The sequence below is a fragment of the Streptomyces sp. NPDC060366 genome, from assembly GCF_042725135.1.
Classification (GTDB): domain Bacteria; phylum Actinomycetota; class Actinomycetes; order Streptomycetales; family Streptomycetaceae; genus Streptomyces.
The window spans coordinates 353,335-371,487 of sequence record NZ_JBHXDC010000001.1 but is presented as its reverse complement, the minus strand read 5'-3'; the positions used below and the strand labels follow the sequence as shown (position 1 = coordinate 371,487).

Sequence of the window (18,153 nt, the reverse complement as noted above, 5' to 3'; positions counted from 1 at the left end):
GGTGCAATCGTGCCCGGAGGTTGTCAACGGTTTTCGCACAGGTAACAAGTGCGCGCATGCCCGATGCGGGCGACGGTCCGTCAGACAGCGGGCGACGCGGGGCCCGGGGCGAGCGCCATCCGCTCCTGCTCCTCCGCGACGATCAGCCGCGCCAGCGACTGCTCCGAGATGTCGACCGCCTCGGGCGTGGACTCCGCGACCTCGCTGAGGCGCGCGTACGCGTCGAAGAGTCGCTGCTTCGTGCCGAGCAGCTGGAGCATGCGCTGGTCGACACTGTCCGCCGTCAGCAGCCGGTGGACCTGGACATGGCGGAGCTGCCCCATGCGATGGGCGCGCGCGATGGCCTGGGTCTCCAGCGTGGGCTTGACCTGCGGCTCGCACAGGATGACCACGGAGGCGGCCTGCAAGTTGAGACCGGTGCCGCCCGACTGGATCTGGCTCAGCAGGACCGCGTGCCCGGACGCGTCGGCGAAACCGTCCACCAACTCCTGCCGCCGGGCCGCCGGCACCCGGCCGGTGAGCGGACCGAAGACGGTGGGCGAGCCGGGGGCGGGGTCAGGGCCGGGGTCCGGGCCGGGCTTCGGGACGAGTGCCTCCTCCGCCGCCGCCAGCACCTCGCGGAAGAAGGAGAAGACGACGACCTTCAGACCGTTCGACGCCGCTTCGGCGACGAGTTCACGCAGCCGCCGGAGCTTGGCCGACGTGGCGGGGTCCGCGTACGCGGCACGGCGCATCGCCATGAAGTTCCCCGCCTCGACGGCCTGTCGGTAGGCGGCGCGCGCGGCCGGACTGAACTCCTCCCACTCGTCCACCTGTTGCAGCTCGGGCAGCTCGGTGAGCACGTCCTGCTGATTGCGGCGCAGATACGCGGGCGCGACGGCCTTGCGGAAACCCTCGGAGCCGATGGCAACGTCGTGGTACTCGATACCGGGCAGGAGCGCCGGCTGGAGATGACGCACCAGATTGCGGAACTCGCCGACCCTGTTCTCCATGGGCGTCCCGGTCATGAACAGGACGCGATCCGTACGCGCCGCCCAGTCCTTCACGGTCCGTGAGCGCCGGGTCCCGGGATTCTTGACGTAGTGCGCCTCGTCCACGACCAGCATGCCGAGCGTCGTGGCGTCGGGGACGGCGAGGGAACCCAGGACGTCGTACGTGGTGACCGCGACGTCCCCGTGCCGCGTCCACTGCGCCAGCGCCACGGCACGGTCCTGACCGTGCACCCGGTACGCGCGCAGCGTGCTGCGGGACTCGATCTCCCGGATCCAGTTGATGACCACGCTGGCCGGGCAGACCACCAGGAAGTGCGTCCGGCCCTCCGCCTTGAGGTGCGCGAGGGCGGCGATGGCCTGGATCGTCTTGCCCAGCCCCATCTCGTCGCCCAGGATCACCCGGCGCTGGGCCAGCGCGAACCGGGCCCCGAACGCCTGGTAACCACGCAGCGACACCCGCCGGTGGGTGTCGTCCAGCCGCTGCGCGCGGACGCGTTCGGAGATGTCGCCGGGCAGGAAGCCCTCGGCCGCGTCCAGGTCCGGGGACAGCTCGGAGAGTTCGGCGAGCAGGACCAGATAGTCCGCGGGACGCACCTGGAAGTCGAGCCACGCCTCGTCCGCCGGAGCGGCGGGCCGCAGCAGATCCGTGGCCGCCTGCGCGAGGAGGAGCGGGACCTCGCTGTCGGCGGCGTCGGCGAGGAACGCGTCGACCGATCGGACGGCCCGCTGCGCCTGTTGCCGGCGCCGCTTGCCGGTGAGCAGCATGCGCAGCCGGTCGCCGGCCGGACGGGCGGGTGGCAGCAGCGGGGTGAGGCCGGCGTCGATCCGCTTCGCCGCCGCCACCGCGCGGGGGATGTCGGGACCGGCGTTCACCATCCGGTTCAACGCGACGACCAGCGCCGTGGAGTTGGGGTCGGCGTCCTCGGCGTCGTCCGCGTCCAGGCGGACGACGACATGCTCCGCCATCGCCTCCGCGAGCCGGCGCGCGGCGACGATCGCCTGTCCGGCGCTCCGCGTGCCGATGCCGGGGACGTGACAGAGCTCGTACGCCGAGGAGTCGAGTACCTTCCGCACGTTCGTGTACCCGGCCTGTTCGAGCGCGCCGAGCCGGAGCCGGCCCTCGGTGACATCGGCGAGCCGGGAGAGGGGAACGCCGTCCAACTCCTGGCGGACCAGCGCGTCGCGCAGCGGAGTGATGGCCTTCAGGACACCGTTCCGTACGTCGGCGTGGTCGCCGACCACCCGGCGCGCGGCGGCGAGGAGGCGGTCTGCGCGGTCGAGTACGGTCCGGGCGCCGCTGCCCAACGGCACCGGTACCCGCACCTGTACCGGCTGCCGCCCAGCCCCTGCCCCGTCGTCCATGACGCCTCTCGTGGTTCACCACATCCGGTCGAGCGACATGATTCCACGGGGGTACGACATCGCCGGGCGGGCCGGATCCGGCGCGCCCGGCGAATCGTTGTGGACTACGCGGCCATGGTCCAGCGCTGGCCGGCGTCACCCGTGCAGGTGCGCAGCTCCAGCTTCGTACCGTTCGCCGTTCCGCCGGCCGCGGGCGTCAGGCACTTGCCGGAGGCGACGCCGACGACGGAGCCGTCGGTGTTGACGCGCCACTGCTGATTGGCCGTGCCGCGGCAGTCCCAGATGATGACGGGCGTGCCGTCGGCCGTGGCGGCGCCGCGCGCGTCAAGGCAGCGGTCGCCGTACACGCGCAGTTCGTCGGAGGCCGTACGGGCCCACTGCTGGTTCGTCCTGCGGTGGCAGTCGTAGACGATCGTCCCCGCGCCCGTGGTCGTCACGGCGCCCTCGACGTCGAGGCAGCGGCCCGACCGCGCGTTGACGAGGGCGCCCTGGCCGGGCGCGTCGAGCGGTACGAGACTGGCGGGCACCGAGCGCAGCGCGTTGTACCAGACGGTCGCCATCTTGGCGTAGCCCGCGGCGTTGGGGTGGACGCCGTCGGCGAGGTCGGCGACCGTCAATGCCTTGTACATGTCAACCAAGTGGACGCGTGGGCCCTTGCTGTTGACGATGCCGGGCAGCGCCGCGTTGAACGTCTTGACCCGGGCCTCCAGGTCGGGGCTCGACTCCGGGGTGATCGTCGCCACGAACAGCTCGATCCGCGGCTTCTGTTGGAGGATGCGGTCGATGAGGTCGGAGAGCCGGGCCGGGGCGTTCGCCAGGTCGTAGTTCTGGTTCACGTCGTTCGTACCGATCTGGAGCATGATCGTGCGCGGGTCACTGGCGGCGAGCCAGCCGTCGATGTTCGAACGGAGCTGGTCGATACGCCAGCCCGAGTGACCCTGGTGGTCGTGGTCGCCCAGCTCCGGCGGCCCGTTGAACTGCGAGCCGACGAAGTCGACCGTGTAGCCACCGGTGGCGAGGTGCTGCCAGAGGTTGATGCGGTAGCCGCCGGGGATGTTGTGCCCGTGGGTGATCGAGTCGCCGAGAGGCATGATCCGGACTCCGCCGTTGGACTCGGCGGGCGCGGCCGGAGCCTTGGGTGCGGTCGGCGCGGCGGTCGCGGCGGTCTGGGTGAGCGTCATCAGGGCCGCCGTCATGGCGAACACCAGGAGACTGAGCAGGACTTGGACACGGCGTGAGGCGTTTCTTCGCAAGGCGGGGCCTTCCCTTTGGGCCGCCGGGAAATGGGGGGTGCGCGTGGTGCGTCCGGTGGTGCGTCCGCGCGTGGAGGGAGGTGCGGGGGGTGAGTGGCGGCCATGTTGTAGATACCACCGGTCGATCCCCTCGGCGAGGGATTGCGCAACGGTGTTGGCAAATTGGCGTCGTTCCGGCCAACGGCCGATGGCCTTCCGGCCAGGAACGAACGCAAAGGGCCAGGGAGCGGAAGGCCGTGATCAGTCCTCGAACAGCAGTCGGCGCAGGAAGTTGTTCATGAACTTGCCCGCCGGATCCAGGGAGCCGCGCAGCGCCAGGAAGTCCGCCATGTGCGCATAGCGGCCGCGAAGTTCCGCGGGCGCCGTCGTGAACACCTTGCCCCAGTGCGGCCGCGCGTCGAGACCCTCCAGCGCCGCCTCCAGGCGCCTGATCACCGGCACCACGGAGGCGGTGTCCTTGATCCAGGTGAAGTGCAGCGCGACCGTCTCCCGACCCTCGGCCGGACTCAGCCACAGCCCGTCGGCCGCCACGGTGCGTACCTCACAGACCTGGAGCACCGGCGCCATCACCGTCCCCAGCGCGGCCACCGCCCGCAGCGCCGCGACGGCGTGGTGGCGCGGGAGAAGATACTCGGACTGGAGCTCCGAACCGTTGCTGGGGGTGAACTCGGCGCGGAAATGCGGCAGTCGGGCGTGCCACGGCCCCGGCACTCCGTGCTGCTCGGTGCAGTGTCTCGCGGGCATTCCGGGCACGGGGTGCATGGCCTCGTTCGCCGGGGCGGCCCAGGGGAAGTCCGGTTCCGGAGAGTCCGAATCGGTACCGGCGAGCCGCTTCAGCCAGACCTGACCGAAGCGCGGGGCCCGCCAGTCGGTGAACAGGCTCACGCTGTACGCAGCCGAGGTGATCGCGTCGAAGTGCTCCTCCAGCACGGCGAGCGGCAGCCCGGTACGGACGGACTGGCGCATCTCGAAGGCCGGGACCAGATCCAGGGTGAGCGATGTGACCACGCCGAGAGCGCCGAGCGCGACCACACAGCCGGCGAAGCGCTCGCCGTCCTTCTCGCGGTCCAGCGTCAGCGAGTCACCGTCCGCGGTGACCAGTTCGACGGCGCGTACGGCGGTCGCGAGCGACCCGGCCGCGTCACCGGAACCATGCGTACCGGTGGCGACCGACCCGGCCACCGAGATGTGCGGCAGGGACGCCATGTTGTGCAGGGCGAGCCCCTGGGCGTGCACTGTCCGGGCGAGTTCCGCGTACCGTACGCCGCCCCCAACGCGGACCGTACCGGCCACCGTGTCGATGTCGACCGTCCGCGGCAGCTCGGCGAGCGAGACCAGGGCGCCGTCGGTGTCCGCGATGCGGTTGAACGAGTGCCCACTGCCCAGCGCCCGTACGCGGGGGCTGCCCGCGACGATCGCGCGCAGCGCGTCGAGCGTGCCCGGCCGGTGCACCCGGTCGGCCGAGAAGACGATGTTCCCGGCCCAGTTGGCCCCCGCACCGCCGGCCACTGCCCCGCCGGCCACTGACTCCGTCAACTGTCCGCCCTCTTCCGGTCCCGGCCCGCTCCGAGCTTGGAGTATGCGCCGACGGTGTGATGATCTTCAACAGTTCTCGGTCCGAGAAAGGCACCGTCCCCGCTCACTGCCGGCTGACCGCGCGTGTCACACCGGCGATGATCGTCGTGGCCAGGATCCACCCGGTGATGATCAGGAAGTACGCCAGCCCCTGATGCCGGCCGCAGCGCGGGGCCGCCGTCAGCATGTTGATCTCCATTGCCGCGACTCTCGGGTGGCCATGGGGAGGTGTCAACAGCCTCCGGGAGCGGGCGGCTCACGCGAGCTGACGGCGCACCAGCTCGTGCAGCCTGCCGCCCGCGTCCGCCAACAGGGCGGCCGGCGGGCCCTGTTCGACGATCCGGCCCGCGTCCATGACCAGCACGCGGTCCGCGTCGAGGACCGTGGACAGCCGGTGGGCGATGACCAGCCGGCCCGCGTTCAGCTTCCGGGTGCTCTCGATCACGATGCGCTGGGTCTCGTTGTCCAGCGCGCTGGTTGCCTCGTCCAGGAAGAGCAGTCGCGGACGCCGGACCAGCGCCTGGGCGATCATCAGCCGCTGACGCTGACCGCCGGAGATGGCGCCGCCTCCCGCGATCATGGTGTGCAGCCCCATCGGCATCCGTTTGATGTCCTCGGCGAGCCCCGCCATCCCGACGGCCTCCCACACCTCCTCCTGCGAGAACGTCTCGGCGCCGCAGACGCAGTCCCAGATGGAGCCGGTGAGCGGCTGCGCGTTCTGTAGGACGACACCGCACTGGCGCCGTACGGCCGCGCGGTCGAGAGCGGCCAGGTCCTGGCCGTCGTAGAGCACGCTGCCCGTGACCGGCCGGTCGAAGCCGATCAGCAGCCGCAGCAGGGTCGACTTGCCGCAGCCGCTGGGGCCGACGACCGCCACGAACTCACCCGGTTCCATCCGCAGCGACACGTCGTCGAGCACCAGCGGGCCGTCGTCGGAGTAGCGGAAGGAGAGCTTGCGGGCCTCGATCGCGCCGGTCAGCACACCGGGCTGGGACCCCGTGTCGCCGACCTCGGGCGCCTCGTCCAGGACCGGCTTGATCTGCTCGAACATCGGCAGCGCGGCGGCGACCGACACGAGCGCGCCGGTCAGTTGGGTGACGGCGGTCAGCAGCATGGTCACGGCGGTGTTGAACGTCAGGAACTCGCCCGCCGACATCGTGCCCCGCGCCGGCCCGGCCAGCAGCATGAACATTACGAGGGAGCAGAACGGCAGATAGACCGCGTCCAGCACCGTCGTCAGATTCTTGATCCGGCCCGCCCGCTGCTGGAGTTCGCGCGAGCGCGCGAAACCGCGCGCCCACGCCGCGTACGCGAAGCCCTCGGCCGCGGCGACGCGTAGCTTCGGGAGCCCGCGCAGGGTCTGGAACGCCTGGTTGTTGAGCTTGTTGCCGAGTTCGACCAACTGCCGTTGCCAGCGCAGCTGCCACAGCCCCATCCCGAGGAACACGACCGCGATGACGGCCAGCATCCCGATCGCCGCGAGCGCGAGCGGAACACTGTGCGCGAACAGCAGCACGAGGCTCATCGCGCCGACCGCGGCCGACTGCACGATCACCGGGCCGATGCCCGACAGCACCCGGCGGATACCGCTGACGCCCATCGCCGCGCTCGCCAGTTCACCGGTGGAACGCTCGGCGAAGAACGCCGTCGGCAGCCGCAACAGCCGGTCCCACACGGCGGGTTGGAGCGTGCTCTCGATACGGCCCTCCATCCGCAGGATGGTCAGGCTCTGCATCAGCATGAAGGAGGCCGACACGATGCCGGTGATCATGACGGCGAGCGACACCTGCGTGATCAGACCGGTCTGCGCGCTCGGCACGTAGTCGCCCAGCACCCGCCCCGTGGCGATCGGCACCAGCGCTCCGAGCCCCACCGTGACAAGGGTGGTCAGCAGGAGATTGCGCAGATCGGTCCGGTTGCCGCGCAGCCCGAACCGCAGCAACCGCCAAGGTGTCAGGGGCACTTCGGGCAGCGGCCGGTAGAACATCACGGCGCGCGGCTCGAAGTCGTCCGCGTTGTGCTCGCCCACGCGTAGCCGCGCCTCGGTGGCCGGGTTGACCGCCTCGTAACGGCCGCGCCGCCACAACAGCGCCACGGGCGCGCCGGACTTGGCCCGATGACCGACCAGCGGCCCGGAGTCGGTCCGCCACCAGCGGGCGTCGAGCCGGACGGCGCGGGTACGGACCCGCGAGGCGATCGCGATCCGTTCGACCGGGTCGACACGGTCGTCGAGCGGGGTGCCCGCGCCCCGTGAGTGGTCGGAGAGGGTGATGCCGGAGGCCGCCGCGACCAGATGGCAGACCGCGAACGTCGCGTCGCGGGCGGCGTCGTCCGTCGCGCCGTCGGCCGTGCCCCTCGCGCGGCCGGTCCCGCCGGTCCCCGTTCCGGGGCGGCCGATCGACGCCACCAGCGCCTCGTCCGCCCGCGCCCGGACCGCCTCCCCGGCCTTGATCCCGGCGGCGGTCCGGTCCTCGTGAGCGCGCTCCTGCCGCTCGATCCAGTGGTCCACGGCCGACAGCAGCCGGTGCTGCTGGTTGACCATCCGCTGCCACATGGCCCCGTCGACCAGCAGATCGCCCGCCGCGTCCGAGCTGTACGAGGCGCCGTACCGCACGCTGCCGGGGGACACCGGCATCCACAGCACGTCGTCGTCGGACACGGCGCCGTCGGTGTGCGGGCGGGTGTCGAGCGGGGTCTGGAACAGCGCGCCGAGCCCGCGCGCGGCGCCGAGGGCGAAAGCGTGCTCCAGGGGCGTCGGGACCGGGGGAGAGGACGGCGAGGTGTGGGCGGTGCCGTACGGGTCGGTGTACGGATCGCTGTACCCGTCGCCGTACTGCGGGGCGTACGGATCCGGGTACGCGGGCGCGTACAGCTCCCGCAACGCGATCCGCCGCAGCGCGCAGTCCTGCGAGGGCCTGCTCAGCAACGTGTGACGGGGGCCTTCGACCGGGCCGAGGAGCAGCGTTCCCGCTTCGAGGCGGCCGAGGAAATGCCACTGACCGTGCTGCGCCGCGTCGACGGCGAACAGGTCGAGCGACCCTCCGACGACGAGCCACAGCACATGCGGGCCCTCCAGCGGCACGTTCCGCAGACCGGCGCAGTCGACCGGGGTACCCAGCGCGCCGAGGGCGTGGACGACCGGATCGATGCCGGCCGCCGGTCCGACCTCCTGCCCGGCCGCCGTTCCGCCGGTCGCTCCGGCCGTCGCACCGCCCGCCGTCCCGGGGCCGGCCGGCGGCGGCTGCGTGGAGGCCACGTCAGTACTCCTTGACCAGTTGGGCGTACGGACCTCCGGCGGCGACCAGGTCCTCGTGCCTGCCGCGCTCCACGACCGCGCCGTGGTCGAGCACCACGATCTCGTCGCTGTCGCGCACCGTGCTCAGCCGGTGGGCGATCACCACGCACGCGCAGCCGCGCCGCCGCAGGTTGTCGATGATCAGGCGCTCCGTCTCCGCGTCCAGCGCGCTCGTCACCTCGTCGAGGACCAGGATGCTCGGCCGCCGGACCAACGCACGGGCGATCTCCAACCGTTGACGCTGACCGCCGGAGAAGTTGCGGCCGTCCTGCTCGACCCTGCCGTGGATCCCGTCGGGGCGGCGCGCGATCACGTCGTCGTACAGCGCGGCGTCCCTGAGGGCCGTGACGACGGCGTCGTCCGATATCGACGGGTCCCACAGCGCCACGTTGTCGCGGACCGTGCCCTCGAAGAGGAAGACGTCCTGGTCGACGAAGGACACCGAGGAGGCGAGCGCGCTGCGGGAGATGTCCTCCAGGCGCTGACCGTCGATGCGGATCGTCCCCTCCCACGGGCTGTAGAGGCCCGAAATCAGCCTGGAGACGGTGGACTTGCCGCTCCCCGAACCGCCGACCAGCGCGACCTGCTGCCCCGGCCCCACCGTCAGTGAGAAGCCGTTCAGCAGCGGCGCGTCCAGCGGGCTGTAGCCGAACACGACACTCTCCAGCTCCACATGGCCCGTCAGCCGGCGGGTACTGGCGTCCGGCCGCTGCCGTGAGTAGAGCGGATCGACGGGGAAACTCTCGACGTCCTTCAGCCGGGCCACGTCCGCGGCGAAGTCCTGGATCCGGCCCGCCACCCCGTTCAGCCGGGTGATCGGCGCGGTGAACCGCACCACCAGCGCCTGGAACGCGACGAGCAGACCGATCGAGATGGCCCCCTCCACCGCCCGCAGCCCGCCGATCCACAGGATCAGCGCGCTGTTGAGCGTGGCGAGCGTGGGCGCGACCACGGCCAGCGCCGCACTGGGCACACCCAGCTTCTGCTGCTCCTCCAGAGTCGTCGCGTGCTGCCCGGCCCATCGGCGGAAGTACCCGTTCTCCCCGCCGGTCGCCTTCATCGTCTCGATCAACTGAAGGCCGGTGTAGGAGGTGTTGGTCAGCCGCGCGCTGTCCGCCCGGAGCTTGCGTGTACCGGTGGAGCGCAGATGGATCACGATCCGCATCGCGATCACGTTGAGCAGCGCCATCAGGACGCCGACGACGGTCAGTTGGGGGTCGTAGGACCACAGCAGCGCGGCGTACAGGATCACCACGACCCCGTCCACACCGGCCGCCGCCAGGTCCCGCGCCAGTGTCTCGGCCACCGCGTCGTTGGACTGGAGCCGCTGGACGAGATCGGCCGGGCTGCGCTGGGCGAAGAACGTGACCGGCAGCCGTAGCAGATGCCGCATGAACCGGGCACCGCTGAGGGTGGAGGAGATGATGCGCCCGCGCAGCAGGTTCGCCTGCTGGAGTCCGGTCAGCAGGGCGGTGAGCACCAGCATCACGGCCATCGACGCGAACAGCGGTCCCAGCAGCGACGTCTGACCGCCGATCAGGAACATGTCGATGTACGTACGGCTCAGGGCGGGTACCGCCGCGCCCACCGCCACCAGCAGCAGGCTGGCGAGCAGCGCGGCCAGCAGGGTGGCGGCCGTGCCGCGCATCCGCGCGGGCATGGCGCTCATGACGCCGGGCTTGCGGCCGCCCCGGCGGAAGTCGGCGGTGGGCTCGAAGACGAGGACCACACCCGTGAAGCTGGTGTCGAAGTCCTCGATCGGGACGAAACGACGGCCCTTGTCGGGGTCGTTGATGTGCACGCCACGGCCGGCCAGCCGACGGCCCATTCCGTCGTACACGACGTAGTGGTTGAACTCCCAGAACAGGATCGCGGGCGCCCGCACCTCGGCGAGTGCTTCGGTCTCCATCTGCATGCCTTTGGCCTGGAGGCCGTAACCGCGCGCCGCTTTCAGGACGTTGGAGGCGCGCGACCCGTCGCGTGAGACACCGCACGCGATGCGCAGCTCCTCCAGGGGGACGTGGCGGCCGTAGTGGGCGAGCACCATGGCGAGGGAGGCCGCGCCGCACTCCAGGGCCTCCATCTGGAGGACGGTGGGGGTGCGGACGGTCTTGGGCCTGGGGGTCCTGGCGGCGGGCCGGCCGCGTTTGGCGGCTCGGCGCCGTCCGCCGCCGGTACCCGTACCGTCGCCGGGCTTCTCGTCGGGCCGGTGCCTGCGGCGCCCGGCGGGAGGCAGTTGCTGTTGCTTCCGAGGGGCCGGAGGAAGCTGGTGCCGGCGCGGGCTCACGGGAGCAGCCAATCGATCGGGTGCTGTTCGGCCAGCCGGACGGAACCGGTGGCCAGGGTCATGGATTCGACGGCGTACGGCGGCCCGTCCGGCGACGACCAGGTGTATCCGGACTTGGTGACTGACGACTTGTCGAGTCGTACCAGCACGGCGACGGGTGGCCCCTCGCGGGAGAACTGCTCACCCAGCTGCGTGCTGCCGAGGAACCCGGTGATGCGCCGGCTGCTCTCGGCGACGCGGCCGACGGCTTTCACCTTCCCGCGCAGTACGCCGTAGCGCTGCTTGGGCACCGACTGGACGGTGACATCCACGGAGGCGCCGACGGAGACGGTCGCGCCGCTCTCGGCGGGTGCGTACAGCATCACGCTCAGCGGGTCGTCGGTCTTCTCGATCCGTTCCACCGCCGCGACATCGGCACCTGTGGTGATCACGGAGCCCACGGCGGCCACCAGGGTCGTCAGCCGGCCCGCGGCGATGGTGCGGACGACGGTGTCGCCCTCGGCCGTACGGACCTTGACGAGGGGGGAGTTGGCGGGTACCCGCTCGCCCTCCTCGGCGAGCACCTCCGTGACCTGACCGGCGACGGGGCTCTGGAGGACGTAACTGCCTTGCGCGTAAGTGAGGATGCCGGGGGCGCCGAGGGTGGACGACACGGTGCCCGTCACCGCCCAGACCGCGGCGGCGACCATGGCGACCACGGTGACGCCCAGCACGAGACAGCCCTGGGGCCGGGCGAGGCGCACCGGCAGATCGATTTCCTCGGGCGACTGGAGCTTGGAAAGGGCCTGTTGACGGAACTGCACGACACTCTTCCCTGGTTGCTCTCGTAGCTCGGTGTCTCCGGCGCGCACGGCCGGCCGGCGTACAGCCGTCTCCCGTGTCCCGCGTCCCGTGTCCCACGACCAGCGCCGCGCCGGCCGTGTGCCCGGGACCCGGACACACGGCCGACGCGGCTGAGCTGGAGTCTCAACTCAGAGGCTGGAGACCACGCCGGTGGCGAGACCGGTCACGCCCGACGTGTTGATGCCGGTGGCACCCTCGACGGTGCCGACGACGCCGCCAACCGTGCTGGAGACCGGGACGACGGAGTCGACGGTGCCCGTGACGGTGCCGACGAGGCCCCCGACGAGACCGCCCGACACGTTGTCGAGGTCGGTGTCGGAGATTTCCTGGGTCTCAACCTGGGGAGAGCGGTTCATGATGTGAGATTCCCTTCGCATGGCTATTCATAATGGCCACGACCGGCCTCCGCCGTACTGGCGGCACCGGACCGTCGCAGCGGTCGTCGAGGCACTCCCGCGGATTTTCCGAGTATCAGGATTCGGAAATCCGCCGAATGGTGCCGGTGACTTCCCGCGGTGCGAAGGATCAAAGCACGCGGGCCAGTGGAGTAGCCACTCGAAAGTCGAACGCCCGGCCCGGACCGTGGCGTTGGAGTACGCCGAAGTGCCCGGCCGTCCATGGCTTGGTGGCATCTTCTTCACTTGATCGACCACCCCGAAGTGGACATTCCAGCACCAAAGTGCTCACGGGCGGGGTGTCGCAGGTACGGACCTGGCGGTGGACTGTGCCCACCTGCGTATTCGGTGTGCAGATTCACCGCAGGAGGCAACCGCCCGAAAGTCCGCCGCCGGCCGCGCCGATTGCCTCGTCATGGTATTTCCGGGGAAACGGCGCGGCTTCCAGGAGAAGGCAACATAAACGCATAACGGCGTTGCGCCGGACGCGGGGGAAATGGCCGTCTTCCGTCCGGTCACCGCCCGGTTCGACGCCTTCGGCGTCGTCTGTCGGTGGATGCCCGGAATCTGCGCCTGTGTCAGGTCTGTGCCGGCCGGATCGTGAGCCTCGGCCGTCAGCGCGTACGCGATGTGCGGCTCAGTGGCACGCACCGCCGTGCGCGCCACGAGCCCTGTCGTTCCAGTTCGCGAAGGTGCCGCGGCGGCTGTCTTCTCCCTTTCTCCGTGACGCCGTTCATCGGCCGACGGATCCGCGAAAAGCGGAGGCACTCATTCTCCTTGAGGTGTGCCAGTACCACCGGCGATTCCCCACTCCTGTCGCCGAGCGGCCCGGCGACACGGAGACCAGACGCCCAAAAGTGGCTACCCCGGGGCCCGGAAAGTTCTGTGTATTCTCGCTGCCGGAGGTGGGGACACATGATCCTCGAATACATTCGCTACCGAATTTCCGAGAACCGCACGGCCGAATTCGAAGCGGCCTACGCCCGCGCGGCCGGCCCGCTGGGCCGCTCGCCCGTCTGCCACGACTTCGAGCTCTCGCGCTGCGTCGAGGAGCCCGACCGCTACATCCTCCGGATCCGCTGGGAGTCGCTCGACAAGCATCTGAAGGACTTCCGGTCCAGTGCAGAGTTCCGTGCCTTCTTCGCCGAGATCCGTCCCTATGTCGACGCGATCGAAGAGATGCGGCACTACACCCCGACCGAAGTCGCCGGAATCGGCGCCGGCACATCACAACCCCCGACCCTCTATGAATGGGCCGGGGGCGGCGAGGCCTTCGATCGGCTTTTCAGCCGCTTCTACGAAATCGTCGCCACGGACGAATTGCTCGCACCGATGTTCGCCGGCATGAGCGCGGACCATCCGCACCACGTGGCGCTCTGGGTCGGCGAGGTATTCGGCGGCCCGTCCGAATACACGGCTCACCACGGCGGTTACGAGAACATGCTCGCCCACCACATCGGCAAGGCCATCACCCCGCGGCAGCGCCGACGCTGGGTGGACCTCCTCACCGACGCGGCGGACGACGTCGGCCTCCCCGCCGACCCGGAATTCCGCGCGGCCTTCATGAGCTACCTCGAATGGGGCACCCGCATCGCCCTGGAGAACTCCCGCCCGGACGCGGCCCCGGTACCCCGCGCCCCGGTCCCGCGCTGGGGCTGGGGAGTGGCGCAGCCGTACCGGCCGTGATCCCGTGACACGGGTCCCCGCCGCCCCAACTGCCGCGCGGTAACCTCCTGATGACTGACCGGGGAACCCGAGGAGGACCGTGGAGCGGCGCCAGGAGCGAGGGCGGCAGCGATGACCGACGCCGGCCGCACCCTCGAATCCGTCACCGGCGCACGCCAGACGCTCACCGTCGTCCTCCCGGTCCGGCTGCACCGCACACCCGACATCCGCTCCGGGTGGAGCCAGGGCCCGTACCCCTTCGTGCAAGGCGGCCGCCGCACCGACACCGCCACCCGGTCCGGATACTTCGCACCGGCCTCCGCCCGCGTCCTCTACGGGACACCGGACCGCCCCTGCCGCTGGCACCGCGCCCTCGCCGTCACCCATGACGGCCTGCACCTCGCCGGCCTGGAGATCCTGCGCACCGCCACCGCCCGCGACCCCCGACACGCCCTCGCCGTACTGCACTTCGCCGTCGACGGGCCGCTGCTCCCGGTCCTGCGGGCCATCGGCCACCGCCCCACCGCCGGACCCGAACCGCTCAGCGGCCCCCTCGACCCCGCCGCCCTTCTGGACGGGGTCGCCGAAGTACGCGACGGAGCAGGCACGTTCGCCCTCGCCCGCCCCTACACCGTCGCGTTCCTGACCCCCGAGGCCCACCACACGCCCGCGCTGCGCCCGGACCCCGAAGCGATGCTGCCGCCCACGGCCGACCGCTGGCTCTGGCAGCTCGCCTCCCGCTCCGCCCCGGGTGACTTCCCCGTGGCACCGGAGAGCGCCCCGCACCACGACGCCTCAACCGTGCGGATATCCGCCGACTGGAGCGCCCTCGTCCTGCGGCACGGCGCCGCGTTCCTCGGACACCGGGCGGACAGCGGGGACGGCGACTTCTACGACTTCGGCGCCCTGCACGCCCGCACCGTCTACCTCGACGCACTGCTTCTCGGGTCGCTCCAGCGCGATCACATCGACGAACTCACCGATGAACTCTCCGAGGTCTTCGACTCCGAACGCCTCACTCGCCGGGTGACCGCGCTGGAGAAGAACATCGCCCGCTTCCGCAGCACCTACTGGCGCCAGCACCTCACCGCCCACGGTCCCGCCAACGGCCTGCTGCGCGCCTTCCAGCAACAGCACCGGCTCCCCGAGCGATTCGCCGAGATCCTCGCCGAGGCCGCCGATTACAGCCGGCTGGTCCAGACCCTGGAGAGCCAGCAGATCAGCGGCGCGCTGGGCGTCCTCACCATCCTCGGACTCCCGCTCGGCACGGCGCTGAGCGTCCTACAGGTCCTCGGTGACGAATCGGTCCCCCATCTCCTCGTCGCCCTCGGTCTGTCTGTCGTCGTGACGGCCGCCGCGCTCACCACCCGCTACGGCCGCCTGGTCCTCGCCTCCCTCCGCGGCGGCACAACGGCCCCTGACAGACGCCGCTGACGGGCCGGCCTCGGGGCCGTCCGAGGCGTGCACACGATCGACGCGTTTACACGATCGATCAGCATCGGCCGAAAACGTTCGAATCCGCGCTGATCTCTGCCCATCCGTAGGACGAGCGGACTAGTGTCGTGACCTGACCTGCAAGCCCGTTCACCTCAAGGAGGGTGATGGTGCCCGCGTCGGAGCACTCGGTCGGCCTCCCGCTCCTCGAACGCGAGCCGGAGATCGCCGCGGCCGCGCACGCCGTCGACGGGCTCTTCGGAGCCACACCGTCCGGCGGACTTCTCGTCTACCGCGGCGCCGCCGGACTCGGCAAGACCGCGCTGCTCTCCGAGGTCCGCCGCATGGCCGCAGGCCGCTGCACGGTGTGGTCGGCCCGCGGCGGCGAGACCGTGACATCAGTGCCCTTCCTCGTCGTACGGCAGCTGCTCCAGCCCGCTCTGACGGAACGTCAGCCCGACGAGGTACGGGAACTGCTCGGCGACGGGTACGACATCGTCGGCCCCGCCCTCGGAGTCGCGCCGCCCGGCGAGCGGCACGCCGATCCGCAGGGCGTCAGGGACGGCCTCGAAACCCTGTTCCGCAAGCTCGCCCAGGCACTGCCCCCGCTCGTCCTGATCGTCGACGACGCGCACTGGTCCGACCTCGAATCCCTCGCCTGGCTGGCCTCCTTCGCCCGGCGCACTGGCGGCCCGCCGATCCTGGTCGTCGTCGCGTACCGCATCGAGGACGCGATCGGCGAATGCGCCCACCTCCTGCGGGCCCTGGGCGAGAGCGCCAGACTCCTCGTCACCCTGAAGGCGCTCACCTCTGAGGCCACCGCCAAGCTCGCCCGCGCCAGCCTCGGAGAGCACGCGGACGAACCATTCTGCCGCGAGGTGTGGGAAGTCACCGGCGGCAACGCCTTCGAGACAGTCGAACTGCTCGCCAAGGCGCGCGACCAGGCCCTGGACCCCGTCGGCAAGTCCGCCGACGCCCTCAGCGCGCTCGGCGCCGCGACACGCGGCACCGGCCTCATCGCCCGGCTGGAGGAACTGGGCACCACCACGACCCGCTTCGCCTGGGCCGCCGCGATCCTCGGCACCGACATCTCGCCCGAACTCGTCGTGTCCCTGGCCGGAATGGGGCCCGCGGAGGCCGCCGACTGCGCCGAACGGCTCCGACTGGCCCGCATCCTCGTCGGCACCGACCCGCTGGAATTCGTCCACCCCCTCATCGCCACCGCCGTCTACCGCGCCATCCCGCCCGCCACCAGAACCGCCTTCCACGGCCGGGCCGCCTGGCTCGTGACCCGCAGCGGCCGGGGCGCCGCCCTCGCCGCCCGCCACCTCCTCGAAGTCCACCCCGACAACGACGCCGAACTGGTCGAGCAGTTGCGTGAGGCAGCCGCCGAACACCTCGCGGTCGGCGCCCCCGACGCCGCCCGCCGCTGCCTCGAACGCGCCCTGAAAGAACCGCCGTTGCCCCGCGTACGGGCCGAAGTGCTGTACGAACTGGGCTGCGCGACCCTCCTGTCGTCACCGGCCACCACCGTCGGCCATCTGCGCGCGGCGATCGACACCCAGCTCCTCGACGACGCGCTGCGCGTCGACGCGGTCTTCCGGCTGTCCCAGGCCCTGACCCACAACGACCAGACCCGGGAAGCCGCCCAGGTCGTCGCCGCCGAAGCCGCCCGCACCGCGCCCGGACCCGCCCAGATGCGCCTCAGAGCCGCGCACTTCCTGTGGGAAGGCGTCCAGGACGCCGAGGACGACGGCAGGGAACGCTCCCGCCGCCTCACCGGGACGGCGGCAGGCCTGAGCGGACGCGACAACACCGAACGCGTCCTGCTCATGCTGCGTGCCTTCGACGCCACGGCACGCGGCGAGAGTGCCGAGGAGATCGTCCAGATCGGCGAACGCGCCCTGGTCGACGGCGCGCTCGCCCCCGGCACCGGCTGGACCGGCACGGCCTGGGGCTTCGAACCACCCGCCCTGCTCGCGCTGTCCTTCGCGTTCGCCGACCAACTCGACCGCGCGGAGAACCTGTTCGACGAAGGCATGCGGGCCTTCGAGATCTCCGGCTGGAGCGGCGGCCATCTCGCCTTCGCCCATACGCTCGTCGGCTACGCCCACCGCAGACGTGGCCGCCTCGCCGACGCGGAGGCATATCTGCGCGAGAGCCTGCGCCTGGCCGACCGGGTCGGCGACCGCCTGCCGATGCACTGGAACGGCATCTGCATGCTCGTCGACACGCTGCTCGCCCGGGGCCACGTCGAAGAGGCGCGTGAAGCGGCCGAGCGTTACGCCCTCGCACCGCCGTACGCCTCCTCCATCGCCATCCCCGACGCCCGCTCCGTACGCGGTCGGCTGCTGCTCGCCCTCGGCCGCACGGAGGAGGCGATCGCCGAACTCGAAGGCACGGGGCGGGCGTTGACGGCTCGTGGCAGGCACAACGGGGTGATGGCGCCCTGGGCGTGCGACCTCGCGCGGGCACTCGCCGACGTGAATCCGGTCCGTGCGGCCGAACTCGCCGCGTACGCCCGCGACCGGGCCGAGCGCTTCGGCACGCACACCGCGATCGGCGTCGCGCTGTGCACGTCGGCCGCCCTCACCGAAGGGCCGGCCGCCGTCGAACTGCTGGCCGAGGCCGTCACCCATCTCGAAGCGTCACCCTGTACATACGAGCTGGCGGTCGCGCGGGTCGAGTACGGCATCGCCGCACGCTCGGCGCCCGACCTCGGCCGTGGCCGGGTGCTCGCCGAGACGTGCGGCGCGGACGGACTGGCGGAGCGGGCCCGGCTGGCGCTGGAGGGGACGCGCACGGCGGGCGACGGCGCGGGTCACCGCCAGGACTGAGGGCCGCCGCCGCGCCACTCGACCGTGCTCGTGTCGGTCATCCGCGCGGGATTGATACCGGCCCGGCGCAGCAGCTCCGCCACGTCGGCGGCCCGGCGCGCGCGACCGGCGTCGCGGCCCTCGACCCAGACCCCTCCGTCCGCCGCCGCACGGGGGCAGGACGACAGCCAGAACTCGACGCTCCACGCGTTCATCCTGCGTGCTGCCGCCACCGC

At 71.4% G+C, this 18,153-nt stretch carries 12 protein-coding genes; 3 read left to right on the top strand and 9 right to left on the bottom strand.

The genetic code is table 11. The features are described 5' to 3' along the window. Nucleotides 1-80: 80 nt before the first annotated feature. The 8 genes from ACFWHU_RS01495 to ACFWHU_RS01460 form a co-directional block, all read right to left on the bottom strand. Nucleotides 81-2,354 (bottom strand): DEAD/DEAH box helicase, encoded by a 2,274-nt coding sequence (locus tag ACFWHU_RS01495; protein WP_387223114.1) that lies wholly within the window; start codon nt 2,352-2,354, stop codon nt 81-83. Nucleotides 2,355-2,458: 104 nt separating this feature from the next. Further along, nucleotides 2,459-3,607 carry a ricin-type beta-trefoil lectin domain protein gene (locus ACFWHU_RS01490; RefSeq protein ID WP_387223111.1) on the bottom strand — a complete coding sequence of 383 codons (1,149 nt, stop codon included), beginning with the start codon at nt 3,605-3,607 and terminating at the stop codon, nt 2,459-2,461. Between the two features lie 240 nt (nt 3,608-3,847). Next, entirely contained in the window at nt 3,848-5,143 is a 1,296-nt protein-coding gene (locus tag ACFWHU_RS01485) for a D-arabinono-1,4-lactone oxidase (protein WP_387223108.1), read from the bottom strand. A gap of 103 nt (nt 5,144-5,246) precedes the next feature. Beyond that, nucleotides 5,247-5,381 carry a hypothetical protein gene (locus ACFWHU_RS01480; protein ID WP_387223998.1) on the bottom strand — a complete coding sequence of 45 codons (135 nt, stop codon included), beginning with the start codon at nt 5,379-5,381 and terminating at the stop codon, nt 5,247-5,249. A 57-nt stretch (nt 5,382-5,438) separates the two neighbouring features. Next, nucleotides 5,439-8,330: an NHLP bacteriocin export ABC transporter permease/ATPase subunit gene (locus ACFWHU_RS01475; RefSeq protein ID WP_387223943.1), complete on the bottom strand. Its 2,892-nt coding sequence runs from the start codon at nt 8,328-8,330 to the stop codon at nt 5,439-5,441. A gap of 109 nt (nt 8,331-8,439) precedes the next feature. Further along, nucleotides 8,440-10,560: an NHLP family bacteriocin export ABC transporter peptidase/permease/ATPase subunit gene (locus ACFWHU_RS01470; protein WP_387223941.1), complete on the bottom strand. Its 2,121-nt coding sequence runs from the start codon at nt 10,558-10,560 to the stop codon at nt 8,440-8,442. 200 nt (nt 10,561-10,760) lie between these two features. Next, complete coding sequence (locus ACFWHU_RS01465) at nt 10,761-11,567, bottom strand: hypothetical protein (RefSeq protein WP_387223106.1); 807 nt, start codon at nt 11,565-11,567, stop codon at nt 10,761-10,763. A 168-nt stretch (nt 11,568-11,735) separates the two neighbouring features. Then, nucleotides 11,736-11,963 carry a type A2 lantipeptide gene (locus ACFWHU_RS01460; RefSeq protein WP_385798952.1) on the bottom strand — a complete coding sequence of 76 codons (228 nt, stop codon included), beginning with the start codon at nt 11,961-11,963 and terminating at the stop codon, nt 11,736-11,738. Between the two features lie 954 nt (nt 11,964-12,917). On the opposite strand from ACFWHU_RS01460, the gene ACFWHU_RS01455 reads away from it, so the two are divergent. From ACFWHU_RS01455 to ACFWHU_RS01445, 3 genes are all read left to right on the top strand, one after another. Beyond that, entirely contained in the window at nt 12,918-13,688 is a 771-nt protein-coding gene (locus tag ACFWHU_RS01455; RefSeq protein ID WP_387223103.1) for an antibiotic biosynthesis monooxygenase, read from the top strand. 111 nt (nt 13,689-13,799) lie between these two features. Beyond that, nucleotides 13,800-15,101 (top strand): hypothetical protein, encoded by a 1,302-nt coding sequence (locus ACFWHU_RS01450; protein WP_387223100.1) that lies wholly within the window; start codon nt 13,800-13,802, stop codon nt 15,099-15,101. A gap of 167 nt (nt 15,102-15,268) precedes the next feature. Beyond that, on the top strand, nt 15,269-17,938 hold the full coding sequence (locus ACFWHU_RS01445) for an ATP-binding protein (protein WP_387223098.1): 2,670 nt from the start codon (nt 15,269-15,271) through the stop codon (nt 17,936-17,938). Here ACFWHU_RS01445 and ACFWHU_RS01440 read toward each other — a convergent pair. Then, complete coding sequence (locus tag ACFWHU_RS01440) at nt 17,923-18,150, bottom strand: hypothetical protein (protein WP_387223095.1); 228 nt, start codon at nt 18,148-18,150, stop codon at nt 17,923-17,925. The genes ACFWHU_RS01445 and ACFWHU_RS01440 overlap by 16 nt on opposite strands. Nucleotides 18,151-18,153: the final 3 nt, after the last annotated feature.

Bases quoted from the DNA above. Each gene is read 5' to 3' on its own strand.
- ACFWHU_RS01495 (WP_387223114.1), bottom strand. From the start codon at position 2,354: ATGGACGACGGGGCAGGGGCTGGGCGGCAGCCGGTACAGGTGCGGGTA.
- ACFWHU_RS01480 (WP_387223998.1), bottom strand. From the start codon at position 5,381: ATGGAGATCAACATGCTGACGGCGGCCCCGCGCTGCGGCCGGCATCAG.
- ACFWHU_RS01470 (WP_387223941.1), bottom strand. From the start codon at position 10,560: ATGGAGGCCCTGGAGTGCGGCGCGGCCTCCCTCGCCATGGTGCTCGCC.
- ACFWHU_RS01460 (WP_385798952.1), bottom strand. From the start codon at position 11,963: ATGAACCGCTCTCCCCAGGTTGAGACCCAGGAAATCTCCGACACCGAC.
- ACFWHU_RS01455 (WP_387223103.1), top strand. From the start codon at position 12,918: ATGATCCTCGAATACATTCGCTACCGAATTTCCGAGAACCGCACGGCC.
- ACFWHU_RS01450 (WP_387223100.1), top strand. From the start codon at position 13,800: ATGACCGACGCCGGCCGCACCCTCGAATCCGTCACCGGCGCACGCCAG.
- ACFWHU_RS01445 (WP_387223098.1), top strand. From the start codon at position 15,269: ATGGTGCCCGCGTCGGAGCACTCGGTCGGCCTCCCGCTCCTCGAACGC.